At 68.7% G+C, this 21,435-nt stretch carries 17 protein-coding genes; 11 read left to right on the top strand and 6 right to left on the bottom strand.

What is annotated here, in order from left to right:
• Positions 1-73: 73 nt before the first annotated feature.
• Entirely contained in the window at positions 74-1,150 is a 1,077-nt protein-coding gene (pstS, locus tag ABT009_RS30345; protein ID WP_351301916.1) for a phosphate ABC transporter substrate-binding protein PstS, read from the bottom strand.
• Between the two features lie 335 nt (positions 1,151-1,485).
• Here pstS and ABT009_RS30340 point away from each other — a divergent pair, with 335 nt between their 5' ends.
• Entirely contained in the window at positions 1,486-1,731 is a 246-nt protein-coding gene (locus ABT009_RS30340; protein ID WP_351301913.1) for a DUF4277 domain-containing protein, read from the top strand.
• Between the two features lie 160 nt (positions 1,732-1,891).
• Complete coding sequence (locus ABT009_RS30335; RefSeq protein ID WP_351301910.1) at positions 1,892-2,539, top strand: dihydrofolate reductase family protein; 648 nt, start codon at positions 1,892-1,894, stop codon at positions 2,537-2,539.
• A 105-nt stretch (positions 2,540-2,644) separates the two neighbouring features.
• Here ABT009_RS30335 and ABT009_RS30330 read toward each other — a convergent pair whose 3' ends face one another.
• From ABT009_RS30330 to ABT009_RS30320, 3 genes are all read right to left on the bottom strand, one after another.
• Positions 2,645-3,637 carry an IS1634 family transposase gene (locus ABT009_RS30330; RefSeq protein WP_351301907.1) on the bottom strand — a complete coding sequence of 331 codons (993 nt, stop codon included), beginning with the start codon at positions 3,635-3,637 and terminating at the stop codon, positions 2,645-2,647.
• Complete coding sequence (locus ABT009_RS30325) at positions 3,637-3,828, bottom strand: hypothetical protein (protein WP_351301904.1); 192 nt, start codon at positions 3,826-3,828, stop codon at positions 3,637-3,639. The genes ABT009_RS30330 and ABT009_RS30325 overlap by 1 nt, the downstream gene beginning before the upstream one ends.
• A gap of 247 nt (positions 3,829-4,075) precedes the next feature.
• The gene (locus ABT009_RS30320) at positions 4,076-5,596 is read right to left on the bottom strand and encodes a COG1361 family protein (protein ID WP_351301901.1); all 1,521 of its coding nucleotides are present in this window, start codon (positions 5,594-5,596) and stop codon (positions 4,076-4,078) included.
• 496 nt (positions 5,597-6,092) lie between these two features.
• Between ABT009_RS30320 and ABT009_RS30315 the strand changes: the two genes are divergently transcribed.
• On the top strand, positions 6,093-6,353 hold the full coding sequence (locus ABT009_RS30315) for a helix-turn-helix domain-containing protein (protein ID WP_351301898.1): 261 nt from the start codon (positions 6,093-6,095) through the stop codon (positions 6,351-6,353).
• Positions 6,354-6,461: 108 nt separating this feature from the next.
• Positions 6,462-6,929 (top strand): hypothetical protein, encoded by a 468-nt coding sequence (locus tag ABT009_RS30310; RefSeq protein WP_351301896.1) that lies wholly within the window; start codon positions 6,462-6,464, stop codon positions 6,927-6,929.
• Between the two features lie 982 nt (positions 6,930-7,911).
• Here ABT009_RS30310 and ABT009_RS30305 read toward each other — a convergent pair.
• Positions 7,912-8,334: a hypothetical protein gene (locus tag ABT009_RS30305; protein WP_351301893.1), complete on the bottom strand. Its 423-nt coding sequence runs from the start codon at positions 8,332-8,334 to the stop codon at positions 7,912-7,914.
• Between the two features lie 159 nt (positions 8,335-8,493).
• Between ABT009_RS30305 and ABT009_RS30300 the strand changes: the two genes are divergently transcribed.
• Together ABT009_RS30300 and ABT009_RS30295 are read left to right on the top strand one after the other, a co-directional pair.
• Entirely contained in the window at positions 8,494-9,720 is a 1,227-nt protein-coding gene (locus ABT009_RS30300) for a hypothetical protein (RefSeq protein WP_351301890.1), read from the top strand.
• A 2,636-nt stretch (positions 9,721-12,356) separates the two neighbouring features.
• Positions 12,357-12,842, top strand: coding sequence for a hypothetical protein (locus ABT009_RS30295; protein WP_351301887.1), 486 nt, complete (start codon positions 12,357-12,359; stop codon positions 12,840-12,842).
• Here the strand turns inward: ABT009_RS30295 and ABT009_RS30290 are convergent.
• On the bottom strand, positions 12,835-14,040 hold the full coding sequence (locus ABT009_RS30290) for an IS110 family RNA-guided transposase (protein WP_351301884.1): 1,206 nt from the start codon (positions 14,038-14,040) through the stop codon (positions 12,835-12,837). The two genes, ABT009_RS30295 and ABT009_RS30290, sit on opposite strands and share 8 nt — an antisense overlap.
• Positions 14,041-14,691: 651 nt before the next feature.
• Between ABT009_RS30290 and ABT009_RS30285 the strand changes: the two genes are divergently transcribed.
• From ABT009_RS30285 to ABT009_RS30265, 5 genes are read left to right on the top strand one after another with little or no spacing between them, the layout of a single operon-like run.
• On the top strand, positions 14,692-15,966 hold the full coding sequence (locus ABT009_RS30285; protein WP_351301881.1) for a hypothetical protein: 1,275 nt from the start codon (positions 14,692-14,694) through the stop codon (positions 15,964-15,966).
• Positions 15,963-18,173, top strand: a complete 2,211-nt coding sequence (locus ABT009_RS30280; protein ID WP_351301878.1) for a TIGR03986 family type III CRISPR-associated RAMP protein — start codon at positions 15,963-15,965, stop codon at positions 18,171-18,173. The genes ABT009_RS30285 and ABT009_RS30280 overlap by 4 nt, the downstream gene beginning before the upstream one ends.
• A complete protein-coding gene (locus tag ABT009_RS30275; protein WP_351301875.1) occupies positions 18,173-19,573 on the top strand; it encodes a Cas10/Cmr2 second palm domain-containing protein in 1,401 nt (466 codons plus the stop codon). Before ABT009_RS30280 ends, ABT009_RS30275 begins: the two co-directional genes overlap by 1 nt.
• Positions 19,570-20,115 carry an RAMP superfamily CRISPR-associated protein gene (locus tag ABT009_RS30270; protein WP_351301872.1) on the top strand — a complete coding sequence of 182 codons (546 nt, stop codon included), beginning with the start codon at positions 19,570-19,572 and terminating at the stop codon, positions 20,113-20,115. The genes ABT009_RS30275 and ABT009_RS30270 overlap by 4 nt, the downstream gene beginning before the upstream one ends.
• Positions 20,108-21,433, top strand: a complete 1,326-nt coding sequence (locus ABT009_RS30265) for a type III-B CRISPR module-associated Cmr3 family protein (RefSeq protein WP_351301869.1) — start codon at positions 20,108-20,110, stop codon at positions 21,431-21,433. The genes ABT009_RS30270 and ABT009_RS30265 overlap by 8 nt, the downstream gene beginning before the upstream one ends.
• The last annotated feature ends 2 nt before the right edge of the window (positions 21,434-21,435 follow it).

Genomic DNA, 21,435 nt, shown 5'->3' with positions numbered 1-21,435 from the left:
GAACCGCAGCCACCCGTGCTGGCATCCTCATGGGGTCCGGAGGTAATCCGAGGGAAACGCCTGCCGCAAGCGGTCAGGACAGCGTCCGTACGACCTTGCGAACCTCTGCGGCGACGGAGTCCGGCAGCGGCGCATAGTGAATCTTGGCCAGCGGCTTCTGGCCCTCTTCGCTCGCGGTGTAGGTCAGGAACGACTTGAGGGCCGGGAGGGTCGCGGCCTGGTTCCCCGTGTCGCACACGATCTCGTAGCTGATCAGGACGATCGGATATGCGCCTTCTTTATGGGTCGCGTAGTCGAACTTCAAGGTCATGTCCTTGCCCTTGCCCGCGACCTCGGCTGTGGCGATGCCGGCGGATGCGGTCTTCGGTGATGGCGCCACGGGCTCGGGTGCTCCGGTGTCGATGCTGACCGTGTCGATCTTCAGGGCGGCGGAGAAGGAGAGCTCGAAGTAGCCGATGGCACCCTCGGTCGAATTGACCACCGAGGCAACCTCGCTCGACCCTTCTGCGGACTCGCCGAGCCGGCCATGCCAGGTCTTCTCCGCCGGGTATTGCCACACCTCTTGGGCGGCCCCGGAGAGGTAGGCCTGGAAGTTCTGAGTCGTCCCCGAGTCGTCCGATCGGTGTACGGGGTGAATCCGTATGGATGGCAGTTTGGTGTCCGGGTTCAGCTTCCGGATGGCTGGGTCGTTCCAGGTCGTGATCTGGGCGTCGAAGATTTTGGCGAGAGTCGGGGCGTCCAGCACAAGGTCGTCCACGCCGACCAGGTTGTAGCCGATCGCGATGGGGCCGCCAACCATCGGCAGGTCGATGGCTCTGCCGCCTGGGCAGACGTCCTTCGACGACAATTCGACATCTTCGGGCTTGAGCGCGCTGTCGGAGCCCCCGAACGCAGTAGCTCCCCGCAGGAACTGGGCAACACCAGCACCCGAACCAATGGGGTTGTAGGCGATCTGCACGCCAGGACAGGCACGCTGGTACTGCTTGATCCAGTACTTCATGGCGTTCTGCTGGGCGGTTGATCCCGAGCCGGGGACTTTCCCCTTCTTGGCGCACGCGATGTCGGCGACCGCAGCAGGCGTGGCGGACGGACGACCGTCCCCGTCCTCCGAGCCCACGAATCCGCATCCCGCCAGCAGCACGGCCGCCATGGAAACGGCGGCTATCGGAATGACCCTTCGGGCCCTAGGTCTCGGACGTGGGCGCTGCACCGTAGTTCTCCCTCGGCATACCGCGAATAGAAGATAGATGCTTGCCGATCTATCGCGTTGACGGGTGACGGAGAGGCGAACATCAGGCGACGCGCTGTTGTATCGGGATCGAGTGCCGCCGACCAGGGGACTAGTCCCGTATTTCGCGGGTCGCTGATTCGGCTGGAGGAGCGGGGCCGGGCAGTGTCCGGCACGGGCCTGTCAACGTTGGATCGGGTGTGTCGATGACTTCCCGGTCCCCGCGGCCACGAACGGAACGCCCCCGTATGGAGTGCGTGATCGAGTCCGTGGTGACCAAGCGTTTGGGCGCTCTGCCCGTCGCTGCCGAGTTTCTGCGCCGGCTGGATGTTGCGGGGATCGTCGATGCCCTTTGCCCGCCCGATCCCCGGGCGGAGCTGACGCACGGCCAGGTGATCGAGGTGCTGGTGGCCAACCGGGAGCTGGCCCACCAGGCTGCGGCCGCCCGCGGCGAAAGCAAGGGCCGGAAGCCCCCCCGCTTCCGCTGGACGCTCGCCCGGTGAGGGGTACGCGGCCGCGCCGGGGGATGACCACGGGGAGTCGTCGCCCTGCGCGCGGCTGCGGGAGCTCGATGAGAACTGCACGATGCGGCGATGAGTTTTCCCGGCCCGGCCGGTCTACCGTTCGTCAGGTGATCAGAAAGTGCGAAGCAGGAGGAGCGACATGAGCCAGTTGCTGCGGGTCCAGAACTTCACCGTCTCGAGCGACGGGTTCGGCGCCGGCGAGGGCCAGAGCCTCGAGAAGCCGTTCGGCCATGCCGATCCGGGGAACTTGCTCGCCTGGGCCTTTGCCACCGACCACCCACCCATCAACCGCTCCGAACCCGGTGGCAGCCGAGGTCTGGACGACTACTTCACGCGGGACTACGCCCGCAACATCGGCGCCGAGATCATGGGCCGCAACAAGTTCGGGCCGCAGCGCGGGCCCTGGCAGGACCACGAGTGGCAGGGATGGTGGGGTGACGAGCCCCCGTTCCACACGCCGGTGTTCGTCATGACGCACCACAAGCGCCCGTCGTTCACGCTCTCCGACACCACGTTCCACTTCGTCGACGGCGACCCGGCCGCGGTGCTCGCCCAGGCGAAGGAGGCAGCGCAGGGCCAGGACGTCCGGCTGGGCGGTGGGGCCACGATCATCCGGCAGTTCCTCGAGGCCGACCTCCTCGACACCTTGCATGTGGCGGTCGCGCCGACGAAGCTCGGCTCCGGGGCCCGGCTGTGGGAGTCCCCCGATGAGCTGCTCGACCGGTTCCACCAGGACGTCGTGCCCAGCCCGAGCGGCGTGACGCACCACCTGTTCTGGCGGAAGTAAGGCCGGACCAGCCAGCCGGCGCGGGCTCCGTCACCGGCGCCCGCGGCATGGCCGCCGCCCAGCGGCGTCCTAGCCCCGCATTTCGCGGGTCGCTGCGGGTGCTGTTCAGGTCTGCAGCCAGCGTGGACGTCGCACGTCGAGTCCCAGCAGATCGAGGAGGTCGACCTGGACGACCTGGCTGAGGATGATGGTGGGCGGGTCGGTGGCCCCGCGGATGCGTAGCTGGAGCTCACCGAGGTGATGCAGGATCATCCGGCCCGTGGGCCGCACTCGGCGGCGGCCCGGGTAGATCCCGGGCATCGTGCCGTCTCCATCGCGTTCCAGCGCCTGCCGTACCTGCCGCTCGATCAGGCAGAACACCAGCAGGGCCAGGCAGATGACCTGGACGAGGGCGGCGACGCGCCGGTTGTGCTGGACGAACACCGGGGTGACCGCCAGCGTCCCCTTGAAGTCGCCGTAGCGGCGCTCGGCGTCGCCCTGTCCTTTATAGTCCAGCAGGACTTGGGCGGGGGTGGCCTGCTCGATCGGGCGGGAGGCGATCAGCGCGTACCAGCCGTCGGCCGCCGCCTGCACGGCCTGCATGTGCTCGTCGAAGTGCCAGGCCAGAGTCGGCCGGCCCTCCTCGTCGGTGCCGATCTCGGTGCGTAGGCAGGAGGCGACCCTGCGGGTCTTGGCGATTACCCCGACCCGGGCGGCGAGCTTCTCAGCCATGTTGTAGTAGCGGCCACCGGCCCCGCGCTGCACCTTCTCCAGTTCGGCTGTGGCCTTGGCCAGCCGCTTGGTGCGCGCTTGGCGCTGGCCGGCGGCGTTACCGGTGGAGTGCACCAGGATCCGGCGCACCTGTAGCACCGGATCGCGCTTGCGTGGCCCGGGGATGCGCTGGATGTCCTGAAAGACGCGGTAGTGCCCGCGCTGCTCGGGCGGCAGGTGCTCCTCCCGCTCGGCGGTGTAGTCCACCGGCGCGGCCTGCTGGAGGTCCAGGCCGGCCCAGAACTCGTCGCCGATCTTGGACGCCGGTACCGGCGCGATGAAGTCCACCTCGGCGGCCAGCAGCGCACCGATGTTGCCCCAGGAGTACAGCTTGGAGTCCGCGACCATCAGCAGGCGTCGCTCGCCGGCGAGTGCCTTGAGGGCCTGTATATCGCGCCGACGACCTGGGAGACCTCCCCGGCGCCGCCGGAAAGGACGCGGGAGAAGACCGGGACGCCGCCGTCGGCGGCCACCCCGATGCCGGCCTGGACCTGCTTCAAGTCCACCCGCCGGTCCTTGGGATGCCCGAACTTGACCATCGGGTAGTCCTCGTCCTGCCCGGGCGGCCCGCTCAGCCTCACCGACGGGTAGGAGCGGACTACACTGGGAGAGCAGGCGGCGCAGCCGGCCCGTGGTCGCTGCCGGGTTCGGTGCGTCCTGGCCGCGTACGCACGAACGGCCGCGGCGCGCTTTACAGCCGCACCTGCAGCCGCGCCCGGGACTTCGAAGGCGCCTGCCATCAGGTGCAGTCTGCCGTCGTCGACGCGCTGACCGGCGGCGTGGCGGTCAGTGCTGCTGCCGTCGTCGCCACAGCAGCAGGGCCCCGTAGGCGACGACGAACGCCGCGAGGGCGCCGGTGACGCCCCACGCGACGTGGTGCCCCGAGGTGGTGGAGGACGCGTACGCGGCATCGAGATCCACGGTCACCGCGGCCGTGTGGTCGGACGTGTCGGGGTCCTCGGGCGGTTCGTCGCCCTTACGCTCCTTGAGCCGGACGGCACCGTCACCGGCGTCCTTGCCGAACCTCAGCGTGAACGGGAGGGTCTCCTCGGTGCCCGGTTCGTGCACGCGCAACGGGCAGGTGTAGACGTTGCCCTGGTGCCGGCACGACGGCTCGAAAACGTCCTCGTCGATCTCCTCCATAGGCTCCTTCAGCACCTCGGCTCCGCGCGGCACCGTGAAGACCAGGTCGTACGCTCCGCCCTGTCCCGGCTCGCCGGGCCCGTCGGTGCGGGCGCCGACCCGCACCTCCTGCTTTTCGCCCGGGGCCGCCCGCACGTGGGCACCGATCGCCGCGTAGTCGGCGGGGTTGTCCGTGCGCACCTCGGTCCACGCCTCGCGCTCGTCGCTCCACTGCCCGCTGCCGCCCGAGCGCACCTGCGCTCGCAACGGCGGGCCGTCGCCGGGCTCACCGCCGTCGGGCACGCGCACGTCCTCGTACGGGCCGAGGTCCAGCGGCCAGGCGGATTGGCGCAGCGAGCCGTGGTCCAGTGTCCTGGGGGTGCGTATCCGCAGACCGGGGCTGAACACCACCGTCTGTCCGGGGCGCAACCGCAGGTCCGGGAAGGTGCAGTAGGCGTTTCGCGGTGCGTCGTCGCCCTCGGTGTAGCGGCAGTTGGCGAAGCGTTGCGTCAATGTCAGCTCGCTGCCGGCCTCGACCATCAGGGCCACGCCGTCGGCCGTCGTCTCGCCCGTGTTGCGGACGGCGAGGTCCAGGCCGGTCTCGGCGCCGGGCCGTACGCCGGCGATGGTCTTGGGGCGCCGGACCTCCAGGATGGGCCCGCCGACCACCACCGTGGTCGTCGCGGTGGAAACGTGGCCGTCCGGGGCCCGGTAGCGCAGGTGGAGCTCGCCCCGGTCGCCGGCCTTGCTGCCGGGCGCGGCGTAGGGAAGCGCGCCCGCCCAGTCCGCCCAACTGTTGTAGCTCGCGCCGACTTCGCACACCACGGTCACCTCGCCGGTGCTGCTGCAGCCGTTGCCGAACTGCTTCAGCCGCAGCGTCTCCTTCGAGCCGCTGACATCCATCGTGAGGCGTCCCGTTTTCTCGCCCACTCCCTCGCTGCCGCCGCGTCTGTACTGGATGTGGATGCGCTTGTCCCGCTCGGGGCGCTTGCGGCCGCCGGGCGGCTTCACGTGATACGTCCTCGGCGCCACGAGCCCGGAATCGGGGGTGGGTTCCGCGGACGCCGTCACACTGCCGGGCAGCAGCGCGGCGAGCGCGGCGAGCACCAGGGCGACGGTACAGCGGACGACGGAGCGACGCCGGCCGCTCAGGAGAACGGGGCGATCCGTGGGCTGTGCAGGCATGCGTGCCAGTCGAACACAGGCCTCCCGAGCGGCCAAGGGTCTACAGTCACGACTCGGGAACAGCCGCGCCCGTCACGACGAGTTCGGACAGCAGGCCGGGACGCCGGTGGGTGGCTCAGGACGCTGCAGCCCGCCGTGAAGGCTCCCCTCGGGCCTCACCTCACCGCAGTCGCCACGGTCTACCGCAAGGGCTTCGAAGACGGCAGCCACTCCTCCGGCGCCGCCGACTCTCCGAGCCGGTGACGTCGGCAATGCGGGAATCACGGCCGCAGCAAGAGGTGCCGGAGCGTAACAACGCCGACGCCACCAAGAGAGCCGTGCCGAACGCGAGGTGGAGAAAGGCTACCGGGATTCATTCGCGGTGTTCCGGCCTAAGGGCCGGAGGTGAGGCGAGTCTTGTGGGGGGCGACGCGGAGCGTCGCCGTATCGTTCCAGTGGGGCTGGATGCGGCTGATCCGTCCCCGGGTTGTCAGTGTGCAGTGTTAGCGTCCGGATCATGCGGCTTCGGTACGCCTTCAGGTTGTACCCGAACGCCGTCCAGCAGACCACGTTGGCACGGGGGTTCGGATGCGCCCGTGTCGTGTTCAACGACGCGGTCCACGCCCGTGAGGACGCCCGCACGGCCGGGCAGCCGTTCCCGACGGCCGGGGAACTGTATTCGCCCACCGTGTCCTTCGACACCAAGGGACAGCCCATCTGCCGAATCGACGGCAACTGGGGATCCTGCGACTCAATGGCCTACGTTCCGGGAAGCTGACCCAGCAGGCCGCAGCCGCCGAGTGCGGCGCAGCCCAAGGCACACAGGCGGCTGTGCGCCGTATCCTGGTCGGCGCGGGCGCGGGGCCTTGCAGCGTGGAGGGCACCCGTGAGGCTGCGTGAACTCGTCATCGACGCCTGGTCGTGGCTCAACTACAAACCGGCGATGGCCGACCCGCACCGCCCCGGCCACCGTGCCTTCCCCGAGGTCAACTCCTCCTGGGTGCCCGAGCCGGATAGGCGGCGCCTCGCGGCCTACAAGTTGCTGGCCGCCTACGACTCCAACCAGGCCGGGCAGCTCGCCGCCGTTACCGGCGACCACGAGGGCGTGGAGCGCCGCGAGTTGGGCGACCCCTCGAAGCTGATCGACACCACTCTTGGGTATCTGCTGGGCGCGGAGCAGACCATCGTGGTGCCCGGCGCCGACGACGCCGAGGTCCACGGCGACCAGGAGAAGCCGCCCGCCGACGCGGTGCTGGCGGCCGACCTGCAGGAGCGGCTACGTGCCTGGGCGGGACAAGGAACTGTGGCCGCTACGCGTCCAGCAGGCCGAGCGGTGCGCGGTGCGCAGCGGTGACGGGGTGTTCACTCTGGCGTGGGAGCCGGCCAAGCAGCGGGTGCTGCTGCGCACCTACGACCCGGGTTCTACTTCCCCGAGTGGGACGACGGCGAGCAGGACTCCGCCGAATACCCCTCCCGGGTGCACTTCGCGTGGGAGCTGCCCGCCGACCCGGTGCGCGGCCTGAAAACACGGCTGCGGCGCATCACCTACGAGCTGGGGCCGATCGGCGCGGCGACCGCACCCGGCATCACACCGGATGGGCGGGCGATCCGTGAGCAGGTCGTCGGCGCCGAGGGCGACCCGGTGCTGACCGTCGGCGACACCCTCGATGCTGTGAGCGGCAGCGTGCTGCGTACCTACCCGTGGGCGCCCGGCCGCCGTTCGGGTACGACCTGCTACTTGTCGGATGCCGAGTGGCTGCTGGAAGACATCGGTGGCGTCCACGACGTGTACTCGCTGCCCGCCGACAAGGCCGCCTACCGGGTCCGCTCCGACGGCCAGGTCCTGGACCGCCTCGACCTGATGGTGGACTTCATCCCGGTCGTGCACATCTACAACTCGATTCCCGACGGCGGCGAGCACTGGGGCAAGTCGTCCCTGGCGACCGTGCTGCAGCTGCTCGACCAGCTCGCGGCCACCGACACCGACAGCGCGTCTGCCTCGGCGACCACAGGCACCAGATCGTCGCCCTCGCCGGGGCGCGCCTGCCCATCGACCGCACACCGGCCAGCCCCTGCCTGTACGCGTGGAGGCCGGGACGGTGTGGCAACTGTCCGATACCGCCCAGAGGGCACTGTCAAGAAGCTCTGCCATGAGCAGGGCATCACGGCCTACGCACTCGGACTCCAGCCGGGTCAGGGAGATCCTGATCTCCCTTCCACCGCTGTGATCTTCGCTGTGCCGATAGGAAACGCTCATCGAGCCTCCCAGCGCTGGGTGTGCTCAGGGCGCCTTCACTGTACGGCGCGAGGTTGGTGGAGTCTCCACGGCCGCGCGCCTAGGCGCAGCCCGGCGGTTCGTCCTTGGTCGGTACGAATTGCATCGTGGGCATCCCGGCGGCGTCGAAGTTGGCAGTGTCCGGGCCGATCAGGGTCATGTAGCCGGCGAGCATCTGGGTGGTCTGTGAGGGAGGCTCACCCTTGACCTGCTCGACGCCGGGGAACACGTAGTCGAGGACCCACCAACGGCCGCCGAACTTCACCCACTTGATCCCGCAGTGCGTATAGATATCGTACGGATACGGCTTGTGCTGCTTGGGCTCGGCCGGACCTTTCTGCCACTTGTCCATCGTGGCGGTGCGGGCGGGCAGGGTGGGGCCGGTGTACCCCTCGTCGCCCGGGTTGTCGGACGAGGACGAGCAGCCGGAGAGCAACAGCCCGGCACTCAGGAGCAGGACGGCGGCTTGGCGCAATACATTCATGTACCTTCGACGCTGCGGGTATGTGTTTCGTTCGATCCTCGGTCAGGGCCCTGTTCTCCCGAAGCTACGGCGAAGTGACAAGTAGCTCTCTGTAATCAGAGTGACGCTCGGTCAGGGAGAGCTGGGCGGGGTCCGGGGACTTCGCCGACCTGGAGGGCGGTGAAGTCGGCGTGGCGCCTCGCGGAGAGCGGCCGAGCACAGCTCGCCCTGCGTCGCCACCGTGCCTGGTATCTCGACCTCGCCGCACAGGCGGGGATCGCCTACGGCTCCCCCGGACAGGCCGACTGGCTGCGTCGCCTGCGCGCCGAGCACCCCAACCTGCGGCAGATCGTCACCGCACCACCGCCGACCGGTGAGCCCGCGGAGACTGTGCTGCGCGCGTCCCTCGGCTTATGGCTGCACTGTCTGACGTCGGCCAATGCGGGAGAGGGCGCACACTGGATGCGCGAGATCCTCGAACGGCATCCGCGACCTCCCTCCCCCGAGACCACTGCCGCATGGTGCCGGGCCGCATGGGTGGCCGGCTTCCTGCTCCTCCTCCACGGAGACCATAACGGCACACACGAGGTGATCAACCGGAGCAAACAAGCGCTGGCCGACATGCCCGCCGCTTCCGGCACTGCTGACCGCTCGACGCAAAGGGCGGCTAGGGCCGAACTCACCGCGGCGTTTCTGCAGTTACGGAGCTTGGCGGCACTGGTCACCGGGGACACGGAAACCGCGGCACGGTACGCGCGCTCCTCCCTGGCAACCGGGCACTGGTCCGACTCGCTGATGACACAGCAGCAGTGCATCGCTCAACTCGGCTTCGCCGCCGTCCTCCAGGGCGACCACACCCGCTCCACCGCCCTGCTTGAACAGGCACTGGCGCTATCCGAGACTCGAGGAGACATATGGCACCGGTGCTGGCTGCTATGGGCCCTCGCCGTCAACCACAGCGCAGCAGGGCGGCCGAAGACTGCCCTGCAACTCCTCCACCGTGCACTCCTCCACAGCAGGGAGATCGACGAACACATTGGGGAGGCAGCCGTCAGCGAGACCCTGGCCTGGGTGCTCTCCTCCTACGGCGACGCACGCTCGGCGGCAATCGTGCTCGGGGCCGTGGACCACGTGTGGCACCCGTCCGGCGCTCCTCGGCTCTTCGGTTTCGCCCTCATGACCACCCACCGGGAACGCGGCCTCCAGAATGCCCGTAGGTCACTCGGCGAAACCGAGTACACACGTGCGTACCAGGAAGGCCAGCGCCTCGGTCCGCGCCACGCGCTGGAGAAGGCGTTCCGAGACAATGAGCATTTTCACCACAGCACTGATCCGGAGACGGCACATCGTGATGACCCGAGAACAAGGCAGAGTACACAAGAGTGGGCCGACGGTTATGCCCCGTGAGGAGCGATGGCGCTCGTCGACCCGGCCCCCATCTTGCCCGCTCAGCTGACGGGATCTGACGGCCGAAAAGTCCACGGTGACACCAGCACTTCAGGACTTCGGCACAAGGAGGCGTTCTGGTGATTCCTCTGGGTCGCGAAGCAGGACCGAGGCGGAGGTGTCAGCGGCCATGGGCATGCCGCCGCACACTTGGCGGCGGAAGGAGCGGGCCGCATTCAGAGTTGGGTGTAGTTCGTGTTACCCACGTCAATCGTGCCCGATGCGCGAGGAGCGCGACGCCGGATCACCTGAACTGTGATGCACGCCACTCTCCGGCGGAGTCGTTGTCACTGAGCTGCGGAAACGGCTCGCGCGGGAATCACCTCGAGAGGGCCTCCTGAGCTGAGGGCGGTTGCGTGCCTCCGGGAAGGGGCTCCGATGCGTCATGGGGCCGCCTTCAGCCACAGTGCCGGACGGTATGTACGCCTGCTGTCGCTTGCGGTCCACCCTCGCCTCTCTGCTGGCCCGGCAGCTTGCTCGTCTTTTCCGAAGCCGTGGGTCGTAATCGCGCCGGTGCCGGCGTACGGAGCAAAGCGGAGCGGCCAGCGCGGGACCTCCTCGAACCAGTCGGCGACGTCGGCACGGAGGATCCAGGCGTGTCCTTCGTTCCATGGCCATGGCAAGCGACGCGCACGGCGTCCTTGACGCCGAGGGCCTTGGGGTAGGTAGACGCCTCCCGCGTACGGACAGGCACGGCGCCCTGGGCCATGGCCACCCTGCAGAACCTGGCCATCGGCGCACTCCGGCTCACCGTGCCAAACCAACATCGCCGCAGACCTCCGCCACCACGCCCGCGAACACCACCCGCCCCCTCACCGGCCCTGGGCATCACGTGATCAAACCGGCCACTCCGCGAGAACGACGGAGCCCTGTCATCTGATGGTTTCTTCGGACGCCGGGAGTTTCTATGCCCTGCAGGCTTTAGCGGTGCTGCACACACCGAAGCCTGACAACGACGACACCGCAGTATTGTTTCTATGCCCTGCGGGCTTCGCGTCAGCGGAAATACATCGGGCTGCACCCAGTGTGGTTTCTCATCCTGGCGTTTCTATGCCCTGGGGGCTTCGCGTCAGCGGAAATCGGTGTTGCTGTCGGTTCTCGGTTCGGCGTACGAGAATATCCCGTTTCTATGCCTTGCGGACTTCGTGTTAGCGGAAATGAGGCCGCCACGTGAACGGTCAAGGAGGAGTTCGGCGAGGTTTCTATGCCCTGCGGGCTTCGCGTTAGTGGAAATGCTCCCCATGGAGAAGAAGCCCTACGTCTGGGGATTCTGGGTTTCTATGCCCTGCGGGCTTTAGAGGTGTTGCGCACGTCAGTGCAGTTCGATTCACGTCACCAAAGGAGGTTTCTATGCCCTGCGGGCTTCGTGCCAGCGGAAATGCTTCCCGCCGTACGAGGGTGCTGACCTGCGTCGATCGTGCCCGATGCGCGAGGAGCGCGACGCCGGATCACCTGAACTGTGACGCGCGCCACTCTCCGGCGGAGTTGTCGTCGCTGAGCTGCGGAAACGGCTCGCGCGGGAATCGCCTCGGAAGGGCCTGCTGAACAGAGGGCGGTTACGGCCTCCGGGGGTGGGCTCCATGCGCCGTGGGTCGCTCCTTCAGCCGTAGTGCCGGACCGGCGTACGCCAGCTGTCGTTTGCGGTCCGCCCGCGCCTCTCTGCTGGCCCTCAGCCTGCTCGTCGTCGCTCCGAAGGCGTGGGTCGTGCGCGCCGGTGCCGGCATACGGAGCGATCTGCTTCTCCACCACAGACGCGTTTTTTCTATGCCCTGCGGACTTTGCTGCCCATTGAACCAACGATCGACTGGCTCGCATTCTCCGGTGCGGTCCGGTCTCTACGCCCTCTGGGCTTTAACTCCTACAGAACATAGCAGTGGGTAAAGTTCTTCTTGTCGGAACGGGATGGCGTTTCTTTGCCCTGCGGGCTTTAGTTATGCTGCGTATCAAGTCCATCGTCCTGGGTGGCTGCAACAGCTCCAAGTTTCTATACCCTGCGGGCTTTAGTGGCGCTGCGCACCCTACCCGCCCGAGGGGCTGTTGACCAGCGGCGATGGAGATCGTCGCGCGGGCCTATCGTCAGCGGAAGTTCAAGCCCCGGCACAGCATTTGGCAGGTCCAGTTCTCCGAGTTTCTATGCCCTGCGGGCATCGCGTCAGCGGAAATACGCGAAAGGACGGGTAGATTAGGGTGGATGCTTCTATGCCCTGCGGGCTTCGCGTCAGCCGAAATGTGCAACGACTGACGAAGGCATCGGCAACATCCACACGTTTCTATGCCCTGCGGCTTCGTGTCAGCGGAAATTATGGTTGCATCTAGTTCATTATCTGTTCTAGAGCCTTGTTTCTATGCCCTGCGGGCTTCGCGTCAGCGGAAATGCTTCCCGCCGTATGAGGGTGCTGACCTGCGTCGATGGTGCCCGATGCGCGAGGAGCGCGACGCCGGATCGCCTGAACTGTGATGCACGCCACTCTGTGGTGGAGTCGTTGCCCGTGACCTGGCTAAACGGCTCGCGCGGGAATCGCCTCGGGGGGTGCCCCTATGTGGTTCGTCAAGGAAATCGGGCTGCGTCGGGATGGGCTGCCAGGCAGCATGGCAGGGTGTCTGATCTGCTGTGGGATGACGTCGCGTACTTCTTCGATCCTGATCTGATGGGGTCGCTGCCGGACGTGCGTGTCCCGGATGCCTCGGTGGAGGACTGGCAGGCACTCCTCGATCTCGTCGGTGAGCGCGGCTGGAAGTGCCAGTACTCCGAGGGCGAGACGGGGCTGCCGGTGCCGAGGGCGGAGACTGTGCTCTACCGCCCGGCCGACGCCGAGTGCCCTGAGCTGCAGGTCTGGCCGTCTACCGAGGTGCTGGCGATTTTCCGTTTCCATGCGGCGGAGGAGATCGACTTCGATGTTGATCTGCGGGAGCTTCAGGGCCAGGAGCGATTCGATCTGTTCTGCTGTTTCCTGCGGGACATCGGTCGGCGGCTGGGCAAGCCGGTGCTTATGGATCCGGAGGGCGATTACGGTCATCCGGTGCTCGGGTTCGATGTTGAAGCCGATCGTGTCGTGTGCCTGGCTGAACCGCCGGTTATGTGACGGCTGTTGTGGTCCGCGGTTCGTAGAAGGTCCCGTCGCGGAGCATGGCGAAGAGCACGTCGGCCCGTCGTCTGGCGAGGCAGAGCAGGGCTTGGGTGTGGTGTTTGCCCTGGCTGATCTTCTTGTCGTAGTAGGTCCTGGAGGCCGGGTCGGCCAGGGCTGCGAACGCGGAGAGGAAGAAGGCTCGTTTGAGCTGCTTGTTTCCCCGCCGGGACGGTTGCTCACCGCGGATCGAGGAGCCCGAGCTCCTCGTCGCCGGGGCGAGACCCGCGTAGGCGGCCAGGTGGGCTGCGGTGGGAAAGTTGCTGGCGTCTCGGACGTCGATGAGGATCCTGGCTCCGGTCCTGACGCCGATCCCCGGCATGGACGTCAGGACCTTGGAAAGAGGGTGGCTCTCCAGCAGTTCCTCGATCCTCGTGGCGAGGAGTTTGCGCTGGTTGAGGATGGTGGTTAGTGAGCCGGCCAGGCTCGGGACGATGAGTGCGGCCGCGTCCGTGCCGGGGACGACCACGGTTTGCTCGTCCAGTGCGGTGAAGATGTCCTCCACCAGTCGCTCGGCCATCCGCGGTGCCTTCGGCCGGAGCAGGCTGGTCAGCCGTCGTCGTCCGGCCTTGCGGATCTGGGCCGGAGAGCCGAACCGCTCCAGCAGTGTGAGCACGGCCGGGTGTTGGACGCGCGGGCCGAGGACTCGCTCCAGGTGCGGGTGGATCTGGGTGAGCAGGCCACGGAGCCGGTTGCTGATGCGGTTGGCTTCACCGGCCAGGTCGTCGTCGAAGCCGACGATCATCTCCAACTCGGCGATGGTCTCATCTTCGAGTTCGATTGTGCGGAGCGTGTGGGGCATGACGCGGGCCGCGTCCGCGATGACGAGGGCGTCGCGGGCATCGGTCTTGGCCTCGCCGGGATAGAGGTCAGCGATCCGCCGCATGGTCAACCCGGGCAGATAGGCGACCAGGCAGCCCATCTCGCGGGCCACCGCGAGGGGCAGGGCTCCAATGGAGGCCGGCTGGTCAACCACCACGAGCACCCTCCCGTGCTTGGCCTGCAGCTCGCTGAAGACCTCGCGGAGCTTGGGTTCGCAGTTGGGCAGCCGTTTGTCGAATGCCTTCTTCCCGGCCGGGGTGACGGCGGTGGCGTGGTGTTCGCCCTTGCCGACGTCCAGGCCGAGGAAGACACCGACATCACTGATGTCGATCACGTGCGTCCTCTGGTCGTCCCCGCCCGGCCGTCCCACGGCACCGATCGCGACATCCACATTACGAAGACCTCCCGACCTACGAAGAAGCCGGTGGTCATGCCCCTGACATGTTCAATCGATCCCAGACGCCCGGTCTGCAGCCGTAGCGTCCAGGGTGCCGGTCGGCACGGGCTCGCATAGCTCCTTGCCGCCCCTGTGGCTGGCTCATGATTAGCGTGCCGCCGCCGTCCGGCACCCGCGCGGTGTGGCTCGACAGAGGCATGAATGTGTGTGACCGCTACTTCAAGTCAGGGTGCCCACCGCACGCTTCTGCCCTATGCCCTGCGGGCTTCGCGTCAGCGGAAATGGCCGCGGCGTCCAGAGGGCCGGGCGTCGGCCTCGGACCTTACCGTGTTCCGCGGCTGCCGTGAGCCGCAAGAACGACATCCGTTGCTCGCATGTGGTGTGACGTAGACCGCGGCAGTCTCCAACATGCCCGCTGACCTGCGCGTACGTGGCTGCGCGCGATCACGGTCTGCTCGACCTCTCAAGGGTGGGCTGTCACCGGAGCCATTCCCGTCGGTGTGAGTGATGAGTGAAGATGGTTGCCTGACGCACCGTCATTGCTACCGTGTCGCCGCTGGGTTCGGTGTGGCCTACGGGGGTGAGCCGTTGTCGCGGTGGTTTGGGCGGCTGTGGAAGTTTCTGAAGTCGGGGGACGGGCGTGCCGTGGTCTTCGCGTCGCTCGGCGGCGCGCTCGCGCTCGGTCTGTTGCCGGACCTCGTACAGGCGGTGCCGGGAGTCGGGTCCTCGGTGTGGTGGATGGTCCTCTGCCTCGTTGTCGGTGTGTTGGTGCTCGCGTTCTTCTCCGATGCGCTGCGTCACCGTGAGGGGGCCGGCATCGTGCTCTACATGCCGCAGGGGCCGGGCGCGGACCGGTCGCGGCTGGAGTTGATGAAGGCCGATGCCCGGCGGAAGCACTCGACGTGCTTCACCGTGGACGTGGAGGGGATGCTGCGCGGGGTGACCGTTGCCGACCGGACCGAGCTGGCCTTCCGGGTGATGCAGGCGAGGCTGGCCGAGGAGACCGAAGGACAGGGCGCCCCTCAGTCGGTGTCCTTCTACATCACCGCCCGGCTTCCCGAGGCCTACCGGCTCGGCCAGCTGTTGAAGTTCCAGCTGCACGACACCGTCGATGTGTACGCCGAGAGCGCCGAGCCCGATGGGCGCGCACCGGCCGAAGAGCCTCCGACGCAAGCGCACGCACACGTACGGGAACCCGTCGCGACTCTGGCAACGATAAGGGCGCAGCTTATGGGTCTGTCGGAGGAGCGCGGGAAGTCGGTGTTCCCGGCCGTCGGACTCGACAGCCGTCTCAAGGCCGTACCGGACGCGAACGACCAGACCGAGTTGCGAGAGGTGCTGACGAGGGACCCGGCGGCGGAGCCCGAGTGGCGGCAGTTCGAGGACGGCATCGAGAGTGACTCCGAGGACAGCGCCCGCGTTCAGCGGATCGCCCTTGTCCTGCGGGTCTCGGACAACGCGACGATGGTCGAGGACGCCGTGAAAGCGGCCCGGACAGGGGTCGGTGCGGACCCGCGCAGAGGCGGCGGTTACGTCTTCCCCGAAGGCACGACTCCCGCCGAGAACCGCTGTCTCGGAGCCCTCGTCATCGACACCCGCTCCGGCAACATCCCCGACCGGGCCGCCGCCTACGAGGCTCTGATCAGGTACGTCGCCCACCACTGGAAGTGCAAGCTCGACGAGTGGAGCGGGCGGAGTAGCCGTCCGGGTCCGGTGCGCGGCGTACTCTTCACCGACGCGCCCGCCACCATCGTCCTGGCACTGGGCGCGGTGATCGGGCGGCAGACCGAGCTGGTGCCGTACGTACCGCCCGTACGCACACCGCTTCCCCAGCAGACGCGGACGACGGGAGCCACGGCGTGAGCGCGCAGCACCCCGGACACGACAGGTTCGTCAATCCCTACACCTTCGTACCATTCCCCGAGGTCGCCGACGAGAGCGGCTTCCGGCGTGCGCCGGCCGGGCACGCACGGCTGGCGGCCGGACGCTACACCGGCCGGATCAACGTGGAGCTGACGGCGCGTAGCCCGTTACTCCTGCGGGGAGTCCGGCGCAGCGACGCACACAGCGATCAGGCCGATCGGTTTCCCCGCCGAACCTTCCCCGGAACCCGGGGCGAAGCGGTGCCCTTCCTACCCGGGTCATCGCTGGCTGGCATGGTCCGCTCACTGCACGAGCTCCTCTCCGGCGGCTGCCTGCGCGTCTTCGACGCCGACTTCCGGCCCGGCTACCGCGATCCGGTGCAGGCACGCGACGACGACTGGACGCTCGCCGTCGTCGACGAGACCCACGAGGGCCGCCCCACCAGGCTGCGGCTGTGCTCCACTGTGGCCTGGGTACCGGCCCGGCGCCTCGCCGAGCTCCTCGGCGGAGTGGACAAAGTGGTCACTGGCGCAACAGTGCATATCAGCGGTTGGGAAGAGAAGAAATACGGCAAGGGGCGCCAGGAGACATGGCGCAACGAAGCGACCAAGGACCACTGGGTCAGGCCGGGCGACGACTGGGTGGTGCTGGTCACCGGCAGCGGGGCCCGGAAGAAGTACAAGTCCTTCCTGTGCGCCGTCGGCGAGCTTGCCGACGGGCAGGACAGCCTCGTCCCCGGAGTGACCGACAAGGCATGGGACGACTTCCAGCGGTCGGTAGCAGGCGCGGACGACGTCCGGCGGGCGCGCCGCGACAAGAAGCTGCGTACGGACAAGCCGCAGTCCGCCGACGTGACATACCAGTACGGGGATGGCGAACGGCTCGTCGGCAAGCGCCACGAGGCACGGCCCGTGCTGCACCAGGGCCAGGTCATCTGGGTGCGCACGGCAGTGGAGACCACCTCGGTCGGACTCGCCGCCATTGAGAAGACGGTCACCGAGGGCATGGCGCTGTCCCATATCTGGCGGCACGCCAGCGAACACCCTGCCGCCGAGCGGGTGCCTCCCGTCCTGCGCCCTTGCGAAGACGCCGAGCAGCTGTGCCCGACGTGCCGGGTCTTCGGCTCCGCCGACACCAACGGCTCCGACGGCCCGGAGAGTGAGCAGCAGGCGTACAGCGGACACCTGCGGTTCTCCGACGCCCGCCCGTTGGCCGCCGTCACCGTACGGGAGGAGAAGCTGGCGCCGCTGGGCGCGCCGAGGCCTGGGGCCGGTCAGTTCTACCTGGAGCACCGGACGACTCGCCCCGATCTCTACGCGACTGCCCTGAGGGAATGGGGTTCGCGAGCCGACACACCGCGCGAGGGCGGGGTGCGCCGGTTTCGCGGTCGCAAGCAGTACTGGCTGACGGGGCGCCACCAGGAACGGCCGCTGTTCCGCGTCAAGAACCGGGACTGGGACAGCAAGATGGCCTCCACCGCCGAAGCCGTCCTTCCTGGTGCCCGCTTCGGATTCAGCGTGCACTTCAGCGGTCTGGATACGGCGGAGCTGGGCGCGGTCCTCGCGGCGCTCGCCCCGCAGCTTCTGCTGGAGGCCGGCGAGCAGGGCACCGGTATCGGCCTTGCGGTCGGCGGCGGACGGCCCTTCGGATTCGGCACCTGTACGGCAGAGATCAGCGGGCTCCAGATCGACGATGCGGCTTCCCGCTACGCGGGCGGCGACGCCCCGGACGTCTCGGTCGCCGAGGCGGTGGCGGCCTTCCGTAAGCGGGTGGACAGCGGTGTGTCGGCGATCTGGCCGGCCGCGGCGGCGGCCCTCACGCTGGATCGCGTGGAGCCGGGGACCGTGTGGTATCCGCCTGAGCAGCCCCTTCCGCGCGGTGAGATCACGTCGGGTAAGACGGGTCTCGCCGCGGGATTCGAGTTCTGGACCCAGTCGCGCGGTTACGAGGAGAGGAAGGGCACCTATCCGCTCATCCCGCTCCCCGACCCGACCGGCGCCGACCAGACCCTCCCGGTGCTCGGCCGTGAGCACCGGGGGACCGGCCACGGTGCGCGTGCGCCGCAGCAGCGAGAGCAGCAACAGCAGCCGCAGCGCCCCGGTGCGGAGGGCGGGCCACCCGGCGGAACCCGGCCGAAACCGGCACCGCCCAGCCAGCGCGGCCACGCCCCGCGCAGAGGAACGCCCGGCAGGGGAGGCCAACGCTGATGGAGTCCCTCTACCTGGACGTGTCAGCCGTCCGTATCCAGAGCTATCTCGCCCGTACGCCCCAGCTCAAGGGGCGGCGAGGGGCGAGCGCCGCGATCGTCGACGCCACCCGCCTCACCGACGGACACCCGGTGCTGCACAGGCGCGCCCGGGTCAACACCGAGGCGGGCGAGGCCGATGGCGTCGTCAACCTCGTGCTGGAGCACGGCGATGAGGGTGTGGCCCGAGCCCTGGCCCGTGATGTGTTCGCCCATCTGCGCAAGGCGCTGCCGGGCGCGGAGTTCCAGGCGGTGTGGGGAAGCGGGGCGACGTATCTCGATGCGCACCACGACACCATCGGTCCGCGCCTGGCCCGTGGCGACGTTCTCGCAGACCTGCCGTCGGCCCACGAGTTCTTCTACGCCGTGGTGTGCCAGGTCTGCCATCAGGATCCGGCGGCCGCGCGCCTGCCTGCGGGCGTCGCCGCCGACGACGCCCGCGATGCCTGCGCCGACTGCGAGATGCGGTACTCGCGCAAAGTCAGGGCCGCGGGCGAGGGCGCTGAGAACGATCTCGCCAGCACGCTCGGCGTCCCCTGTACCGCGGAAGACCTCGGCGACCTGGCCGGACTCGGCGCACCAGACACCGACCGGAACCACCTCGGCACCGTCTTCATCGACGGCAACGCCTTCGGTGACTTCTTCCACCACCTCGCCCAGAGCGGCAAGAGGAACGACGCCACGCTCAAGACGCAGATCTCCAAGGACCTCAACACCCACACCCGCACCGCGCTCACCGAAGCGGCACGGGCGGTGCGACGGCCCGACGACGGCGCCCTGCTGTGGGTCGTACCGCATCTGGTAGGCGGCGACGACGTGTTGGTGAGCCTGCCAGCCGACCGCGCCTGGCAGTTCACCCGCCACTATCTCGCCGTGTTCGGACGGTTGGTGGAAGAGACCCGCAAGCGGGCCGGGATACCGGATCTGCCGCGACTGTCGGCGTCCGCGGGCCTGGTCTTCGCGCGGGCCACGTACCCCTTCCACCTCGTTGTGGAGGAGGCCGAGACGCGGCTGCGCGCAGCGAAGGCGCGAGTGCGGGGTGCAGAGGCGGCGGTGGACTTCCTCGACATCACGGATGAGGGGCAGGGCGGCGACGACCTACCGCCGCCGGTCACGCTCGCCACGCTCGAAGCCTCGGCCCCCCAGCTGGATGCGCTGGCCGCGTTGCCCGCCTCCCTGCGGGCCAATCTGGCCGGGCAGCTGCAGGACCGCACACCAGAGGAGAAGTTGTGGGTGCGCAACACCGTCGACCGGCTCGGCCACCGCGACGTGATCGCGCCCTTCTGGCCCGACGCGGCGACGGGCGCGGCCCCCGCCATCCCGCTCGAGCAGGCGCTGCGGATCGTGCGGTGGTGGCGATGAAGGTACGTATCGACTTCCACGGCCCCTTCAGGGTCAGCACCGGGCGGGCCGCCGCCGGGGCGAACGACACCGTGGACGACCTTGACTTGCTGCCAGCCTCCTCGCTCAAGGGCGTGATGAGGGCCTCGGCGGCCCTGCTGCTCCCGGAACGCAAGGAACTGCTCGACGCGGTGTTCGGCGCCGCACGCCGCCCTTCACGATGGCACTGGAGCGGCGCCACCGTGCAAGACGTCCCGGTCGTCACGCAGCGGGCCAGGATCGCCATCGACCCGAACACGGGGGCGGCACGCAAGAACCACCTGCTGTTCGCCGAGGAGATCTGGGCCCGAACGGCCTCCTTCAGCGTCACCCGCACCGGCCCGCTGACCGCGGACGACGAACGCACCCATCTGACCGTCCTGGCCTGTGCCGCAGCCGGCGTCCACGCGCTCGGCGCGGACCGGCGCCGCGGACTCGGCTGGGTCACCTGCACCCCCCTCGACCCGCCGGTGGACGACGAACTCCTCGCCCGTTTCGAGGATCTGCGGAGCCGTGATGCCTGACGTGACCCTGCGGCTGGCCCAGCCCGCCGCCCTCGGCCGCCGCCCGCGCGGTACGGCACCGATCGAGACCTACCGCCACATCCCGGGCTCCGTGCTGCGCGGCGCCCTGGCCGCCGTATGGATCCGTGAGTACGGGCCGCCACAGGGCGCGTCACCCGCCCGCCGGGCTGAGTTCGTGCACCTCTTCGAAGGCCCGGTCCGGTACGGCCCGCTCTTCGACCCGGTGTCCGCGGTGGTCCCGCTGTCGGTGTACCGGTGCAAGTACCGGCCCCAGCGGGAGTGCCACAGCGAGTACGCCGACATGGCCGCCGCCGGAGGCGGTGCGGCTGACCGCCCGCGCTGCCGCCGCTGCGGCGGGCCGCTGGTCGCCGGCAAGGGCGAGGTGGAATTCTTCGGTACGGCCGCGCCCGTGGTGGAGAACACCCGGGTGGCGCTGACCGAGGAGGAACGGGCCGCGGACGGCAAGCTGTTCACGCGGCGGTCGCTGAGCCACCTCAAGGACGGCGGCGAACCGCGCGAACTCAGCGGACGTATCACCGACACCTCGGCAGCGGGCACGGAATGGCTCCTCGCCGCCCACGCCCTGCACATCGGCGGGCGGCGGAGCACCGCCGGGGCCGCCGAGTACAGCGCCCGCCCGGACGACGCCGCCGCACTCCCCGATCCCGCGGAGCTGGTCGTCGACGGAACGCTCGTCGTGCGGCTGACGGCCCCCGCGATCCTGGTGGACGCGGCCGGGCGGCCCACCGACCGGCCGGACACCGTACTGCTCGCCTCCTTACTGGGCACGAAGGTGACGGTGGACCGCAGCTGGATCCGCCGCGAACGGGTCAACGGCTGGAACGCGCTCACCAACCTTCCCAAGGCCGAGGAGCTGGCCGTGTCCGCAGGCAGCGTCTTCCAGTTGCGTCTGGCGAGCACTCCGAGCAGGGAAGGACTGGCCTCCTTGCGCGACCACGGCCTCGGCCTGCGCCGGTCCGAGGGCTTCGGCTGGGTGGAGCTCGGCCACTGGACCCTGCCCCAGGTGGCTGCGGCCGTCGTGCGGCCCCAGCAGGAAGATCTCTACAGCGGCATGGCCAGGCTCCTGTACGAGACCGGCGCCGGAGCCCGTTATCTGAAATGGCTGCGGGAGTGCGCGCTGCGCCAACGCCGAGGCGAACCGGCGGGCAGCCGTTTCCTCGACCTGCCCGCCGCCGAGGGGCTGTTGCACAACGAACGGCTGCGGACCCGCCTCCAAGCCGTACTGAAGCGGGACGTCCAGGACCTGGAGCGCATCCTCGTCCACCTCGAGGCGCGGGTACGGGAGGGCCGACGGTGACC

Origin of the sequence: Streptomyces sp. NPDC002896 (assembly GCF_040295225.1) — a bacterium.
In the GTDB taxonomy this organism is placed as follows: Bacteria; Actinomycetota; Actinomycetes; order Streptomycetales; family Streptomycetaceae; genus Streptomyces.
This window is presented reverse-complemented; position numbering and strand designations above follow the sequence as displayed.

What these genes read in the sequence shown, in the direction of transcription:
- ABT009_RS30305 (WP_351301893.1), bottom strand. Translation starts at nt 8,334, where the DNA reads ATGAATGTATTGCGCCAAGCCGCCGTCCTGCTCCTGAGTGCCGGGCTG.
- ABT009_RS30325 (WP_351301904.1), bottom strand. Translation starts at nt 3,828, where the DNA reads ATGGTCAAGTTCGGGCATCCCAAGGACCGGCGGGTGGACTTGAAGCAG.
- ABT009_RS30320 (WP_351301901.1), bottom strand. Translation starts at nt 5,596, where the DNA reads ATGCCTGCACAGCCCACGGATCGCCCCGTTCTCCTGAGCGGCCGGCGT.
- ABT009_RS30275 (WP_351301875.1), top strand. Translation starts at nt 18,173, where the DNA reads ATGGAGTCCCTCTACCTGGACGTGTCAGCCGTCCGTATCCAGAGCTAT.
- ABT009_RS30270 (WP_351301872.1), top strand. Translation starts at nt 19,570, where the DNA reads ATGAAGGTACGTATCGACTTCCACGGCCCCTTCAGGGTCAGCACCGGG.
- ABT009_RS30330 (WP_351301907.1), bottom strand. Translation starts at nt 3,637, where the DNA reads ATGGTCGCGGACTCCAAGCTGTACTCCTGGGGCAACATCGGTGCGCTG.
- pstS (WP_351301916.1), bottom strand. Translation starts at nt 1,150, where the DNA reads ATGGCGGCCGTGCTGCTGGCGGGATGCGGATTCGTGGGCTCGGAGGAC.
- ABT009_RS30265 (WP_351301869.1), top strand. Translation starts at nt 20,108, where the DNA reads ATGCCTGACGTGACCCTGCGGCTGGCCCAGCCCGCCGCCCTCGGCCGC.
- ABT009_RS30335 (WP_351301910.1), top strand. Translation starts at nt 1,892, where the DNA reads ATGAGCCAGTTGCTGCGGGTCCAGAACTTCACCGTCTCGAGCGACGGG.
- ABT009_RS30315 (WP_351301898.1), top strand. Translation starts at nt 6,093, where the DNA reads ATGCGGCTTCGGTACGCCTTCAGGTTGTACCCGAACGCCGTCCAGCAG.